This window comes from Pseudarthrobacter sp. RHLT1-30-1 (genome assembly GCF_059383415.1).
On record NZ_JBWZCG010000012.1, the window covers coordinates 41,753 to 56,129 of the forward strand.

The window sequence follows — 14,377 nt, forward strand, 5'->3', positions numbered from 1 at the left end:
GGTCCTAGCTTCTGGGCAGGACGGGTTCGGGGAGGTAGACCTTGCCGCCGGATTCGCGGAATTCGGTGGATTTGGCGTTCATTCCTGCGATGGCTTCCTGTTCGGACATGCCTCCGAACTGGTCGCGGATGTCCTGGGAGAGCCGCATGGAGCAGAACTTGGGTCCGCACATGGAGCAGAAGTGCGCGGTCTTGGCCGGCTCCGCGGGCAGGGTCTCGTCGTGGAAGGATTCGGCTGTGGCTGGATCCAGGGAGAGGGCGAACTGGTCCCGCCAGCGGAATTCGAAGCGTGCCTTGGACAGGGCGTCGTCGCGTTCGTGGGCTCCGGGGTGGCCTTTGGCGAGGTCTGCCGCGTGGGCGGCGATCTTGTAGGTGATGACACCGGTCTTAACGTCGTCCTTGTTCGGCAGCCCGAGGTGTTCCTTGGGAGTGACGTAGCAGAGCATCGCGGTGCCGTAGCGGGCGATCTCGGTGGCGCCGATGGCTGAGGTGATGTGGTCATAGCCCGGGGCAATATCGGTCACCAGCGGGCCGAGGGTGTAGAAGGGTGCGCCGTCGCAGAGTTCCTGCTGGCGTTCGACGTTTTCGCGGACGAGGTGGAAGGGGATGTGCCCGGGGCCTTCGACCATGACTTGCACGTCGTACTGCCATGCCCGCTTGGTGAGTTCGGCGAGGGTGTCCAGTTCAGCGAACTGTGCGGCGTCATTGGCATCCGCGGTCGCGCCGGGCCGCAGTCCGTCGCCGAGGGAGAAGGCGACGTCGTACTTGGCGAAGATTTCGCAGAGCTCGTCGAAGTGGGTGTAGAGGAAGTTCTCCCGGTGGTGGGCCAGGCACCAGCCGGCCATGATGGACCCGCCGCGGGATACGATGCCGGTGACCCTGTTCGCCGTCAGGGGCACATAGCGGAGCAGCACGCCGGCGTGGACGGTCATGTAGTCCACGCCCTGCTCGCACTGTTCGATCACCGTGTCCCGGTAGATCTCCCAGGTCAGGTCATTGGCCTCACCGTTGACCTTCTCCAGCGCCTGGTAGATCGGGACCGTGCCGATGGGGACGGGGGAGTTGCGGATGATCCACTCGCGGGTGGTGTGGATGTCATCCCCCGTGGAAAGGTCCATGACCGTGTCGGCGCCCCACTGGGCCGCCCACTGCAGTTTGTCCACTTCCTCGGCAATGGAGCTTGTCACGGCGGAGTTGCCGATATTGGCATTGATTTTGACCAGGAAGGCCTTGCCGATGATCATGGGCTCGGATTCGGGGTGGTTGATGTTGTTCGGGATGATGGCCCGGCCGGCGGCGACTTCGCTGCGGACCAGATCGACGTCGCAGTTTTCCCGCACTGCCACGAACCGCATCTCGGGGGTGATGGTGCCCTGGCGGGCGTAGTGCATCTGGGTGACGGTCTTACCCTCGAGGGCGCGGCGGGGCACCGGCTGCGTGCCCTTCCATTCAGCGGACGCGGCGCCCCGGCGCACGGCGGACTTTCCGTCGTCGAGCAGGTTGCGTTCCCGGCCGCCGTAGGGCTCGGTGTCGCCCCGGGACTCTATCCATCCGGACCGGGACGGCTCCAGACCGATCACCGGATCGCTACCAGGGCCGGCCGTCCGGTACGCCGTGAACGGTGGATTCTTCACCCCGTTCGGAGAGTCCTCCAAGGCGATCTCGGTGACAGGGACGCTAATGCCGTGTTCCGGGTCGCGGGCGTACGCGAGCGAATGCGAATTCATTGAGCTCATCAGTGGTTTTCCTACTTCCTTCGCCGGCATTACCCGGACAGGTTCAACGGTCGCGGACTGCATCAGCCCGATCTCAGCCCCTGCAAGGGCACCCGTGTGGATGAAAAAACCCTAGCACCCCGGCGTGCAGGCACTACCGGCATGGATGATTCACCCTCCCGCCCTTTTGCGGCGCCAGAGCTCCAAGCGCTGCAGTAGCCAACGGCGTCGGGTTCTGGTGCGCGGACTGAAGCGGAGTGTAGATCGGGCGCCGTTTCCGAACAGGGGCGGCATCTACTAATCTTATAAGTGCGCATGTAAGCACGTATTGAAGTATCTGTCATAGTTTCGAGGAGTCGCTTTGATTGAAGTTCTGGCCGTTCCGGCCTACCGGAAGCTGTTTTCGGCCCAGATTGTGGCCCTGCTGGGCACCGGGCTTCTGACGGTGGCTCTGGGCCTGCTGGCCTTTGATCTGGCCGGCGGTCAGGCCGGTGCCGTTCTGGGGACGGCACTGACGATCAAGATGCTCGCCTATGTCTTCGTGGCCCCTTTGATGGCGGCACTGGTGGAGCGGCTGCCGAAAAAGGCGGTGCTGGTCGGGGCGGACCTGATCCGTGCCGGTATCGCACTGATGCTGCCGATGGTGGACCAGGCGTGGCAGATCTATGTCCTGGTCTTCCTGCTGCAGAGCGCCTCGGCTACCTTCACCCCGGCGTTCCAGTCCCTGATCCCGGTCATCCTCCCCGATGAACGCCAGTACACCCGCGCCCTTTCCCTCTCACGTCTGGCCTACGACCTGGAGTCGCTGGTCAGCCCGGCCCTTGCGGCAGCTCTCCTGACGGTTTTGTCCTTCCACGACCTGTTCCTCGGGACCGTGGCCGGATTCCTGCTCTCCGCAGCCCTCGTGGTCACCACCCGTCTTCCTGCGGCGCCGGTCGTGAAGCAGGAAGGGACGTTGTGGCACCGGACCACCCTGGGCACGCGGATCTTTGCCCGCAACCCTGAACTGCGGGCCCTGATGGCCCTAAATCTTGCCGTCGCTGCCGCCACCGCCCTGGTACTGGTGAACACAGTCGTCTACGCCCGGGACATGTTCGGCGGTTCCAACGCCGACGTCGCGGTCGCCCTGGCCTGTTTCGGTGCCGGGTCGATGCTCGTCGCGCTGACCGCGCCCAGGATACTGGACCGGGTGCCGGACCGGGTCCTCATGCGTGCCGGCGCCGTACTGCTCTCCGTCGGCCTGGCAGGGGCTTTCGTCCTTTTGGCCGTGCCGGGGACCTGGCCGGTTCTGCTGGGCCTGTGGGTGGTTCTCGGCGCCGGGACCTCGATGATCAACACCCCCTCGGCCCGCCTGCTGCGCCGCGCGGCGACCGAGAGCACCCGGTCCTACATCTTCACCGCCCAGTTCTCCCTCTCCCACGCCTGCTTCATCATCACCTACCCGATCGCCGGCTGGATCGGCGCCGCCGCCGGCCAGCCGGTAGCAGCAGCCGTGCTGGCCATCGTGGCTACAATCAGTACAGTTGCGGCGTTCCGATTCTGGCCCGCAGTATCCAGGCCCGGTTCTGTGCCGGAGACGATGAAAGGCTGAACCGGTGGAAAACGTACAACCCATTCCGGCCGCCAGCTTCCATCACCCCGAAGCACCGGATTCCCGCCGGCTGGACGCAGCCACCGCCACGTTCCGGATGCTCTCGGACCCCACCCGGCTGCACCTGCTCTGGCTCCTGGCCCAGGAGCCCTCCGACGTCGGCACCCTGGTGGAACAGACCGGAGCCTCGCGCACCTCAGTCAGCCAGCACCTGGCCAAGCTACGCTTCAGCGGCCTCGTCACCAGCCAAAAACAAAGCCGCCGGGTCATCTACAGCCTCACCGACGGGCACCTGACCCGTCTGGTCATGGAAGGCCTGAACCACGCCGACCACAAAGTCACCGGCGAACCCTCCCACGACTGACCCGCACGCGGCCGAAGCTTGCCCCGAGAAGACCCCTGCCATCATGCAGCAGAACGTTAGCGGCCCCGGGACGGCGACGGCCGGGTTCGCAGTCTTAACCCGTGCCGGATGAAACGGCAACCCATCAAGCTGCGGGACGATGAACCTGCGGCGCGGGCCGCATAGCGCCGCCGAAGCCCTTCCAATCACCGCTGCGACTTACAGATCCAGAAGTCTCCCCTAGTCCGAACACTTTGCCGAAGTGAGACTTCCTGTTGTCTTATTGCCTTTGAGATAGCGCAAGTCCATGTCGCATCGGGACCCGGAGAGCGGACGTCGCGATCTCAAAGGCCCCACGGATCAGCGAATGCCGGGCAGGGGAGTGCTGTCGTCTGGCACGTTCCATCATCATCTTGAGGGCGTTCCCTGCGTCCTACGCAGGGATGGCGCCGATCTGCTGCATGAGTCCCATGTTGTCGGTGGTTCCCCAGTGCTCGGCGACCTTGCCGTTCTCGACCCGGATTATGTCAGTGCTGCCGAATTCGACAGTCTTGCCCGTTGCTGGAATGCCGGCCATCTCCCCACGATGAGTGCCTGTCAGAATTACGTGGCACGCTTCCATGTCTCCGTTGGCGAGCGACGGCTCGATCGTCTTGACCTTGATGTCCGGGAACGCGGTCCGGACTGCATTCACGAAGAATCGGACGCCGTCTTTGCCGGGCGGCTGTCCAGGAAGTGCCTCTTCGTGATCGACGTAGTCATCCGTCGCCAGCTCATCAATGAGGGCGAGATTTCCGCCCTCTAGTATCTCCTTGTAAAAGCGCATTATCAGTCCAGCCCCGTCAGTCATTTTCGACTCCTTTGTGTATGAGACCGTTCAGGTGTCCCCCTTGTGGTGGGCGGCCGGCGCAGCGTGCCGGCCTCGTCCGTTACATCCCTGGGCCGCTCATGGCCGCGGGCGACAGGACTACACCGAGTCCGATGACAGCCAGTGCCACCGCAACTGAGCGGTTGGCGAGTCGCTTCCACGGGAGCATCTTCTCGCCGGCGATGAACGCCCCAACCAACGCCATCCAGCCGATGCTCATTACACCGAGCGCAAACAGCGCCACCATCAGCGCCCAGCAGCATGCGACGCACCACGCCCCGTGCTCAATTCCCATGCGCAGCGCGCCACGGTATCCGGGGTGCATGCGGTGCAGGATGAAGTCCATGGGTGTGCGGCATTTCATCAGGCTGACGTTCTTGGCGGGAGTCAGCTGATAGACCGCCGCCATCATAATGACCCCGGCCGCTAGGTACCGGCTGCCTTGCTCCGGGCCGAAAATCCCGGGAACCATCGACGCGACCCAGGCGTAGAGGGAATACGCCATCACCCCGAAGGCGGTCCACACGATCAAGTACCCGGCCACGAACACGGCCGTGGATCCCGCCGGCGCATAGCGCCCCATTTTGCGTCGGTGGCTCTGGATTCTGGCGTAGGCCACGACCATTGGCGCCACGGAAGGGAACATCATGGCCGCCAGCATGACAACCCACGTCGTGACGAAGAATCCCAGCGGTCCCGGGTCCGTCCAGCGGCCCATGTCCATCCCGTTCAGCTGCGTGGCGGTAAAAACCCAACTCGCCGCGGCGAGTACGAGCAGGACCGCGATCAGGCCAGCCGCCCGTGGATCGACGCGGGAGGCGGAGGCCGGTCCAGCGGAAGCGGCGGATGAGAAACGCGACGTCGACGCAGCCGAAAAGGCGGCGCGCGCGACTGGTCGCGAGCCGCCTGGGGTGAACAGCTTCCTGTGAAGCATCAGCTGGCAGTGCTCATGCCCGCAACTTGGGGGCGTTATCGGCCATCTCGCTGGCGAAGGTGAAGTCCGCGCTCTCACCGTAGACGCCCTCGAAATCAAGGCCGAAGAGGTCCGAGTGTCCCGGCGCTTTGCCAATCAGGAATTCCGGGGCGAAACCGAACATCGCGTTCTTGACGGTGGTAACACCGCCGTCAGGTCCAGGCAGCGGCTCGAACGTGAAGTTCACGTGCCCCGGCACTGAGGCGGACGGGGTGTCCCCGTCCGAGAACGTAACACTGGCTCGCTCCACTCCCAGCCATTCCCCATACAACGCCGCCAGATCCCCGAACGGTCCGCCAGCCTCACCGTGAAGGATGGTTTCCAAAGCGGTGGCCTGTGCTTCCGACGCGCCGTCGTCGACCACCACTCCCACTTTCCAGCCACCAGCGGTGAGATTAGACGGGAACCAGTTGCAGAATACGAAGTCGACGCCGGACAGATCCGTGTCATCGAGTTTTCCACTCGCAATATGGAACACATTCACGCCGCGACACTCGCCGTCAGGCCCGGTAGGCAGACCGTCGACCGGGCACGGACAGATCAACTGGCAGCTGCAGTTGCCAACATACTTTCCGGACATTTCCCAAGACATGAGGACTCCTTGCCGGCGCCCTAGCCAAGCAGAAGCGGCCCAGAATCAGCGCCGAGAAACTTAGAATTAGGGCAAAATGCCCCGTTAAGGCAGACAGTATTCCGGCGAAACGAGCGTGTCAATATGCCCGCAGTCCGTGGCGAGGGCATCCCCCAATCACATCTACGGGGATAAATAATCCGGCTCCACCCCGAACCCCTGGGACGCCGCGAGGCCCTCGATCAGGTGTGCGACGGAGATGTGATCGTGGCGAAAACCCCGGATCGGCGGGGCCGCAAAGTCCGGATACCTGATTTTCACCAGTGGCGGTCATCATGCCGGGATCCACGGACATCGCGGTCAAAACCTCGCGGGGATCACCCTCAAGGCAACAGTTGTAGCACCTGGCGGAGGGCGGCGACGATGCCCGGGGCGTCCGGGATCCGCGGATCTCGTCAATACGTTGCTGTCAGGGCCGCGGGAAGCTCGGTCAGCGCGGTGACTGTGAAATCAGGCGCCTGAAAGTAGTCGGGGTAGCTTTCCCCTGTCCTGTTCAGCCACGCCGTGCGCAGACCGGCGCGGGTGGCGCCGTGGATGTCCCAAGGATGGACGGCGACCAGCACCATGTCGGCGGCGTCGGCCCCGCAGGTGGCGGCGGCATATTCGTAGGACGCACGTGCCGGCTTCCAGGCGGCCGCGTCTTCGACAGAGAGCAGTGACTGAAACTCGTCACGGATTCCTGCGTCGCTGAACAGCTTCGCTGCGATCTGGGCCGAGCCGTTGCTGAGTGTGATGAGCCGGAATCCGGCAGCGGCGAGTGCCCTAATTCCATCCGGGACGTCCTGATGTACGCTCAGGCCCGTCAGGCCGCCCATAACATGCTCGACCGCTGCCTCAAGTGGCCGGTTAAGCCCCACACCGGTAAGGATTCCCCGGAGTGCCTCGGACCCCATGGCGGCGAAGGATCCTTTGTCGCCGCTGGCGGTGAGTGCGAAGCCGTCGCGCAGCAGTGTGGCGAACCAGAGTCTGGCCAGTTCAGCCGGCGCGCCGATCTCGCTGAAGCGTTTGCCCATGGGGGACATGTCGGAAAGAGTTTCGTTGACATCAAAGACGATCACTGGACTGGCGTTGGTCATGGAAACTCCTTGTTATGGTGTGCAGTTTCTTCGTTCAAGTGTCCTCCTTTCCTTGCGTGAGGGAGTGCCGCAGGTTCTATTGGGCCTCCAAGGTGCTGGCACGCGGGACATTTGCGATTTCGTAAGCGTTGTAGTGCCACCGGCGGAGGCTTGGTGGTTGTTTGGTTCTCAAAAATGATCCATTACTGAGACGGTCGGACCGTTTTTGAGGCGGCGTCAGGAATGCCGAGGATCGCGCGGTTCGACACGGACCTTCGATGTCTCAAAACCCGTCCAACAACAGATAATCTCACAACGGCAAATTGTTCGGGATTAAGAGAAGTGCGGGGCGACCATGGCTGTGATCGGGTATGCGAGGGTTTCCACCGCGGAACAGAACCTTGATCTGCAGCTCACTGCACTCAAGGCCGCCGGCGCAGCCCGGACCTTCGCCGACAATGGTGTCAGCGGATCCACGGTCGAACGCCTTCAGTTGTCCAAAGCCCTGGACCGGCTGGAGACCGGCGACGTACTCACCGTGTGGAAACTCGACCGCCTGGGCCGCAACACCCGGGACGTCCTGGACATCATCGAGGACATTCGGGATAGGGGGGCGGGTTTCCGGTCCCTGACCGAAGGACTCGACACGACCGGGCCCATGGGCACCGCCATGCTGACGATCATGGCAGCGTTCGCGCAGCTGGAGCCCGACACGATGATCGAACGGACCAGAGCCGGTCTGGCTGCCGCCGCGGCTAACAACCGCCACGGCGGAAGACCCCGCAAAGTGGACGACGCTGCCGCTGCTCGGGCCAAGGAACTCAAAGCCAAAGGAATCAGCGCGTCCGACATCGGCAAGATGCTCGGAGTCTCCCGCGCCACCGTCTACCGATACCTTATTTAGGTAATACGGCGAGCGGTTCCGACAGCCCGACGATGACATCTAAGAGGTCGGGCAACCGCAGCGGATACCAAGCGTTGTCTGTTTCAGGTGCCCGGCGGACGGCGTCCGTGTGCGAATACAACCAGGTGGAGTCGGGTGCGGAGTCCCAGCCTGTCCAAGACGCTGCGCAGGTGAGTGCTGATTGTCGGATTCGTTCCGTGCACCCGCACGTTACGCGCAGTGCAGTCCGGACATGACGGCGCCCCCGCACGGACCTCTCGGGGGAGGCCCACGCGGGGGCATTCCGGCCGTTCCGTACCGTCGCAGATGGGGGATGCGGCGGGACCCACAAACCATAGGCGCGATGAAAATTCAAGTCAATGGCAGGTATTGTCCGACGGGCCTGCCCCGCATACTCTGACCAGGGGAATGGCCCGGGAACCAAAGTCGGGGGCGGGCCAACCGGCATGCGCGTCATGCCGATTCCGCTAAGGCTGGCTCCACGGTCTCAACAACGCGGAGCCAGCTTGCGCGGTTCTCGATTGTCGGCAGCGATGAGCGCGTTGCTGGGGCGGCCGGCCCCATCTGGCCGCGCGCAGGATCTTCACGGACCGGCCCAGCAATCCTTGCACAACCGATCCCCGCGACCAGACAGCTCCCGAATGCCAGCGACAAAACCCGAATCCGCCCCTCCTTGTTATTGGAGATGAACGGCGGGACTGAAAGTTGAGTGTCGCGTCCTTAGCCAGAGCGGTAGGAAGCGAGGTGCGGCATGTGGAGTTCGGTCAGGCGCTCATTGAGGACCAACGCCAGCAGATCGCAGTCGTAGGCGGGCAGCGGCATCATTGAGTTTAGATACGCGTCGACGGCCCACAGATCCTGGTTGCCCCCGGAGCCGAAGTACACTAACCAGACTTCACTGACCTCGAGGTCAGCGAGCAGAAAAGCAATATGAGTGAATTCCTGCTGGTATTTAGCCATTCAAAACTCATTCCCCCCGGCATCTCGCACTTCGCAGAAGTCCGCGATGCCAACCCTCGGTTTGGCCGCTGGAGAAGCATCTCCGCGCGCTCATTTTGAGGCAACGACTGCGCCGCACGGCGGCCCCCGTCTCCATGTCAGCCTACCGCGCACTGCTGCGGGGCACTCCGGCCAGACCTGTCAGGACGATTCATGCCACGGCCACCACGGCCGCCGAAACTGTCGGAGCGGGACCGGGAACGCTACCCGGGCTGGACGGAACAGAGGCGGGGTCGGGACGGAATATCTACCTTTCAGCGGACGCTCGTGCAGGTCAGCGTCGAAGGTCAATGCAAGCCACGTAAGCCGCGTCCGGATCGGGTGTGGTTGAGTCCGAAGCGGTCAGACGGGCAACGGCGGCGGTCTCTTGAAGATGACATCGCTAGGGACTGTTCTCCGCTGCCGGACATCGGAAGGCTGCAGCGACCAGGCGGTCGGCTGATCCGCTTTTGCGGTCTTCGCCCATTTTTATCACATCGGATCGAAGACGGAGAAGGCCGGGATGGGGCACCTGGGCCGGGCCGTTTCAAGAGGTCTTTGAGCGTAACGGTTCAGGGGACGCGTCCTGTGTGGTCTAGGTGATGTTGAAGAGTGCGCTCACCGCGGCGGTGAGGGCACCGGAGGTCGCGGTCAGGGTCTCGTTTGTTGCCTTCTTGTCGATTTTGCAGCCGGCAAAGGCCGCCACGCCTGAGCCTGAGGGCGTGGTCAAGGGGTTTGTCGTGCAGGTCAGGTTGGAGGAACCTGCGGGCGGGGTGATGCTCAGTGTGATGGTTGCGGTGCTGGTGACGGTGTTACCGCCGGCGTCCTGGACGGTCACCACGGGCTGGGTGGCGAAAACGCCGTTGACCGGTGCGCCGGAAGGCTGCGTGGTGAAAACGAGTCTGGCCGCTGGCCCGACGGTGATGGTGAAGCTGGCACTGATGGCGCTGGTGAGTGACCCTGAGGCCGCGGTCAGGGTGTAGGTGCCGGTTTTGTTGATGGTGCATCCGGTAAAGGCAGCCACGCCGGAGACGGCGGTTTGGGGGTTCGTGGTGCAGGCCAGGACCGCTCCGGCGGGAGTGGTGATGCTCAGGGTCACTGAGGCGGTGCTGGTGGTGGTGTTGCCACCGGCGTCCTGGAGGGCCACCACGGGCTGGGTGCTGGAGGCGATCCCGCCAGTGGAACCGGAGGGGCTGGTGCTGAACGCGAGTTTGGTGGCCGGCCCCGCTGCGATGGTGAAGCTGGCACTCGCGGCGGGGGTCAGTCCGGTGGAGTTCGCGGTCATCGTGTAGGTGCCTGCTTTGTCGATGCTGCAGCCGGCAAAGCCGGCCACGCCGGAGGCTGCGGTCACCGGGTTGGTTGTGCAGCTCAGGGCCGCGCCGGCGGGTGTGGTGATGGCCAGGGTGAGGGTCGCGGTGCTGGTGGTGATGGTGTTGCCGCCGGCGTCCTGGATGGCAACGGCGGGTTGGGTGGCGAAAACATTGTTGTAGGTGGCTCCGGACGGTTGCGTCTCGAATCCGAGTTTGGCGGCGGGGCCGGTGGTGATGGTGAAGCTGGTACTCACTGCGGCGGTTAGTCCGGTGGAGGTCGCGGTCAGGGTGTAGGTGCCGGGTTTGTTGATGTTGCAGCCGGCAAAGGTGGCAACGCCGGAGACGGCGTTTTTGGGGTTTGTGGTGCAGGCCAGGACCGCGCCGGCGGGGGTGCTGATGCTCAGCGTGACGGGTGCGGTGCTGGAGGTGGTGTTGCCGCCGGCGTCCTGGATGGTCACTGCCGGCTGGGTGGGGAAGGCGATGCCGCCGGTGGACCCGGAGGGGCTGGTGGTGACGGCGAGTTTGGTGGCCGTGCCGCCGGTGATGGCGAAGCTGGCGCTGACGGCGGCGGTGAGGGTTCCGGAGGTTGCTGTCAGGGTCCGTGTTCCGGTCTTGCTGATTTTGCAGCCCGCGAAGGCGGCCGCCCCGGAGACCGCATTTTTGGGGTTGGTGGTGCAGGTCAGGTTTGCCCCGCCGGTGGGTGCCGTGATTTTCAGCGTGACGGGGGCGGTGCTGGTGGCGATGGTGTTGCCGCCGGCGTCCTGGATGGCCACAACGGGCTGGGTGGCGAAGGCCGCGTTGACGGCGGTGGTGGAGGGTGGGGTGGTGAAGGCGAGTTTGGTGGCGGGCCCGGTGCTGATGGTGATGCTGGTGCTGACGGCGGCGGTGAGGGAGCCGGAGGTCGCGGTCAGGGTGTAGGTTCCGGGTTTGTTGATGTTGCAGCCGGAGAGCGCGGCCACACCCGAGATGGTTGTCAGGGGGTTTGTGGTGCAGGCCAGGGTAGCGCCGGCCGGGGTGGTGATGCTCAGGGTGATGGCCGCGGTGCTGGTGGTGATGGTGTTGCCGCCGGCGTCCTGAATGGCGACCACGGGCTGGGCGGGGAAGGGGATACCGCCGGTGGAGTTGGCTGGGTTGGTTGTGAAGCCCAGTTTCGTGGGGGTTCCCAGCGAGACGGTGAAGTTCAGGCTGGCCGTGGTGTAGCCGGCGCCGGTGGCGGTCAGGGTATAGGTTCCGGCTTTGTTGATGCTGCACCCGGAGAAGGCGGCGACGCCAGCGGTGGCGGTGACAGGGTTCGCCGCGCAGGTCAGGGTGGTCCCGGCCGGGGAGCCGGTGATGCTCAGGGTGAGGGCCGCGGTACTGGTCGTGGTGTTGCCGCCGGCGTCCTGGACGGCCACCACGGGTTGGGTCGCGAAGGGGACGCCGGCCGTGGATGCGGACGGCTGTGCGGTGAAGCCAAGCTGTGTGGCGGCGCCGGCGGCGATCGTGGCGGTGTTGCTGATCGTGAAGATGAGCCCGGCCGACGTGGCGGTCAGGGTGTAGCTTCCGGTCTTGTTGATACTGCAGCCGGAGAACGCGGCGACACCCCCGGCGGCTGTGATGGCAGTCGAGGCGCAGCTCAATACGGCGCCGGAGGAGCCGGTGAGTGTCAGGTCGACGGTGGCCGTGGACGTGGTGATGGTGTTGCCGCCCGCGTCCTGGATGCTGACGGAGGGTTGGGTGGCGAACGGGACGCTGCCGGTTGACCCGGATGGTTGCGTGGTGAATCCCAGTCTGGCGGCCGGTCCGGTGGTGATGGTGAAGCTGGCGCTGATCGCGGTGAAACCCGCTCCGGTGGCGGTCAGGGTGTAGGTGCCGGCCTTGTTGATGCTGCAGCCGGTGAACGCCGCGTTGCCGGCCGTGGCCGGCAGCGGGTTCGAAGCGCACCCCAGCGTGGCGCCGGCCGGAGATCCGGTGATGCTCAGGGTGACGGGGCTGGTGCTTGTGGTGACGGTCCGGCCGGAGCCGTCCTGGACGGCCACGACCGGCTGGGTAGCCGAGGCCGTGCCGCCGGTGGAGTTCGACGGCGAGGCGGTGAACGCGAGTTGGGCGGCGGGGCCAGCGACGGTGAACGTTGTGCTGACGGCGCTTGTCAGTGGCGCGGAAGTCGCAGTCAGCGTGTAGCTGCCGGCCCCGGTGACGGCGCAGCCGGAGAACGTGGCCACCCCGTTCGCGGTCGTTGAGGACCCGCATCCGATCAGGGTGCCGCCCGAGGCGGTGAGGGTGACCGGCGTGGGTGGCTGTGCGGTGACGATGCTGCCGTTGACGTCGGTGATGGCAACGACGGGCTGGGTCGGGAGCGCGACGCCGGTCGAGGAATTGGCGGGCTGGGTGAGGAAGACGAGCTTCGTTGCCGTGCCGGGCGGAGTCACTCCGACGGCGCTGCTCAGGGCAGTGGACGCGGTCCAGGTGCGGTACACCGAGGTGGCGGTGTACCGGTAGATGCCGGCAGCCACGGTGAGGTCATCGCAGGAGGTCACCGGCGTCGTGGTAGTTTTGCTGGTGCCGCAGGCCGCGGCGGTCGCGCCGTCGCTGGTCCGGGTGCGGGTGATGAAGTAGCCGGTGGGCTTGGGTGTTCCGGTGGCCGCGGTCCAGCTCAGATGCACCGTTCCGGTGCTCGTTGCCGGGACCGTGAGGTTCGTGGGCGGCTGCACTGTGCCCAGGCTGGCGGAGCTTGTGCCCGAACCCGGGCCGGTGGAGAACGGAAAAGCCGGCCCGGCCCCTGGCGCCAGGAGGGCAACGAGGACAAGGATGATCACCACCACGGCACGCTGTGCGCGGTGAAGTACTCCCGCGTCACCCGCGTCGACGAAATGCACGTCAGTCCTCCATTAGCTGCAAGCGGTCCCGACCTGCCGGGCACACAGCGGACAGGCCCTTCCGGACCTGTCCGCTGCAGAACCTGTTAGTTGGACGACAGTGTCAGCGTGACCGTGGCGCCCTTGCAGGCATCCTGGTTGATGGCCGTGTCGGTGAACGTCAGCGTTCCGGTACCTGCGAGGGCAAAGGCCGTGGCCCCGGCCGGAACGGTCGTGTCGGACAGAACATTGGCGATGGTGAAGTCCGCCGGCAGACACAACGGGGCACTCGTGCTCACCACATGGCTGATGGTCCCGACCCGCAGGCTCGAGGTTCCGGGGTTCGCCGCGGTGTAGGTCACCGCGGTGCTGGCGCCGGGGGTTAGCCCGGGGGCGAACGTGGCGGTCAGGACAACGGTGCCGTTGGACGAAGCGTTGGGCGACGCGCCGGTTCCCCCGCCTGTCGTGGTCCAAAACGCGTATGCCCCGCCGCCGATGATCAGGAAAGCGGCCGTCAGGAATGCGACTGTCTTCTTGCTGAGCTTATGAAAGAACTTTTTCTTTGCCACGATGTACCCCATTAGGTTGAGACCTGGTCCAGGGGGCGGCGGAGAACGAACAGACCGCCTCCGGTCACAGATAAGTGGGAGGCAATTTGGTGGCGCTGATCCGCATATCTTGCCCCGCACCCAAAAATATTGGGGGACGTATTGTGAAACATACCACGTCCTGATACAGCAGTTGACCGAAATTGTCAAGTACCCTTACTATTTCGTTGACATGCGGGTGTGTCGCTTACGCGCCTGCGTTGGGTGCGGAACCTGACCGATCCGTTCCGGGTGGATTGAGCCAATCCGGAGGATCCCATGTCGCAACTGGCCGTGGTCATGCTCGCCCTCTTCGGCCAAATGGAATGAACCTATGCAATCGACGAGCAGCCCACGCCCGTGCCGTTGCCGGCAGCAACGGCAAAAGAATCGGGCGGACCAGCGTGGTCGATCCGACGAAACTTGCCTTCGCCGCACACCTGCGCGACCAGGGGGACCTGTCCATCTCCGAGATCGTCCAAGTCATGGGCATCGCCCGCTCCAGCCTCTACCGTCATTTGCGGCCTGGCCCCCAGAGACGCCGACCGCCGAAAACCAGCAGAACGCCTAAGAGATCGGCTCCCGCGCC

11 protein-coding genes and 1 riboswitch are annotated in these 14,377 nt (G+C 64.6%); of the genes, 3 read left to right on the forward strand and 8 right to left on the reverse strand.

Annotation, left to right across the window (positions count from 1 at the left end):
• Nucleotides 1-4: 4 nt before the first annotated feature.
• Entirely contained in the window at nt 5-1,735 is a 1,731-nt protein-coding gene (gene thiC / locus AC50YM_RS10565) for a phosphomethylpyrimidine synthase ThiC (RefSeq protein ID WP_494956903.1), read from the reverse strand.
• Nucleotides 1,734-1,841, reverse strand: a riboswitch (TPP riboswitch). It overlaps the preceding gene by 2 nt.
• Before the next feature lie 234 nt (nt 1,842-2,075).
• Between thiC and AC50YM_RS10570 the strand changes: the two genes are divergently transcribed.
• Both AC50YM_RS10570 and AC50YM_RS10575 read left to right on the forward strand, forming a co-directional pair.
• Complete coding sequence (locus AC50YM_RS10570) at nt 2,076-3,305, forward strand: MFS transporter (protein WP_494956904.1); 1,230 nt, start codon at nt 2,076-2,078, stop codon at nt 3,303-3,305.
• Between the two features lie 4 nt (nt 3,306-3,309).
• Nucleotides 3,310-3,669, forward strand: coding sequence for an ArsR/SmtB family transcription factor (locus AC50YM_RS10575; RefSeq protein WP_494956905.1), 360 nt, complete (start codon nt 3,310-3,312; stop codon nt 3,667-3,669).
• 412 nt (nt 3,670-4,081) lie between these two features.
• On the opposite strand, the gene AC50YM_RS10580 is transcribed toward AC50YM_RS10575, so the two are convergent.
• The 4 genes from AC50YM_RS10580 to AC50YM_RS10595 all read right to left on the reverse strand — a co-directional run bounded on the left by AC50YM_RS10580 (nt 4,082) and on the right by AC50YM_RS10595 (nt 7,196).
• A complete protein-coding gene (locus AC50YM_RS10580; protein ID WP_494956906.1) occupies nt 4,082-4,498 on the reverse strand; it encodes an ester cyclase in 417 nt (138 codons plus the stop codon).
• 79 nt (nt 4,499-4,577) lie between these two features.
• Entirely contained in the window at nt 4,578-5,450 is an 873-nt protein-coding gene (locus AC50YM_RS10585; protein WP_494956907.1) for a DUF2182 domain-containing protein, read from the reverse strand.
• Between the two features lie 13 nt (nt 5,451-5,463).
• A complete protein-coding gene (locus AC50YM_RS10590; protein WP_494956908.1) occupies nt 5,464-6,081 on the reverse strand; it encodes a DUF1326 domain-containing protein in 618 nt (205 codons plus the stop codon).
• 434 nt (nt 6,082-6,515) lie between these two features.
• Nucleotides 6,516-7,196 carry a haloacid dehalogenase type II gene (locus AC50YM_RS10595; protein ID WP_494956909.1) on the reverse strand — a complete coding sequence of 227 codons (681 nt, stop codon included), beginning with the start codon at nt 7,194-7,196 and terminating at the stop codon, nt 6,516-6,518.
• 334 nt (nt 7,197-7,530) lie between these two features.
• Between AC50YM_RS10595 and AC50YM_RS10600 the strand changes: the two genes are divergently transcribed.
• Nucleotides 7,531-8,079, forward strand: coding sequence for a recombinase family protein (locus tag AC50YM_RS10600; RefSeq protein ID WP_494956910.1), 549 nt, complete (start codon nt 7,531-7,533; stop codon nt 8,077-8,079).
• A 720-nt stretch (nt 8,080-8,799) separates the two neighbouring features.
• Here the strand turns inward: AC50YM_RS10600 and AC50YM_RS10605 are convergent.
• The 3 genes from AC50YM_RS10605 to AC50YM_RS10615 form a co-directional block, all read right to left on the reverse strand.
• Nucleotides 8,800-9,039, reverse strand: coding sequence for a hypothetical protein (locus AC50YM_RS10605; protein ID WP_494956911.1), 240 nt, complete (start codon nt 9,037-9,039; stop codon nt 8,800-8,802).
• Nucleotides 9,040-9,652: 613 nt separating this feature from the next.
• Entirely contained in the window at nt 9,653-13,222 is a 3,570-nt protein-coding gene (locus AC50YM_RS10610; RefSeq protein WP_494956912.1) for a beta strand repeat-containing protein, read from the reverse strand.
• A gap of 86 nt (nt 13,223-13,308) precedes the next feature.
• Nucleotides 13,309-13,770 carry a hypothetical protein gene (locus tag AC50YM_RS10615; RefSeq protein WP_494956913.1) on the reverse strand — a complete coding sequence of 154 codons (462 nt, stop codon included), beginning with the start codon at nt 13,768-13,770 and terminating at the stop codon, nt 13,309-13,311.
• Nucleotides 13,771-14,377 lie beyond the last annotated feature (607 nt).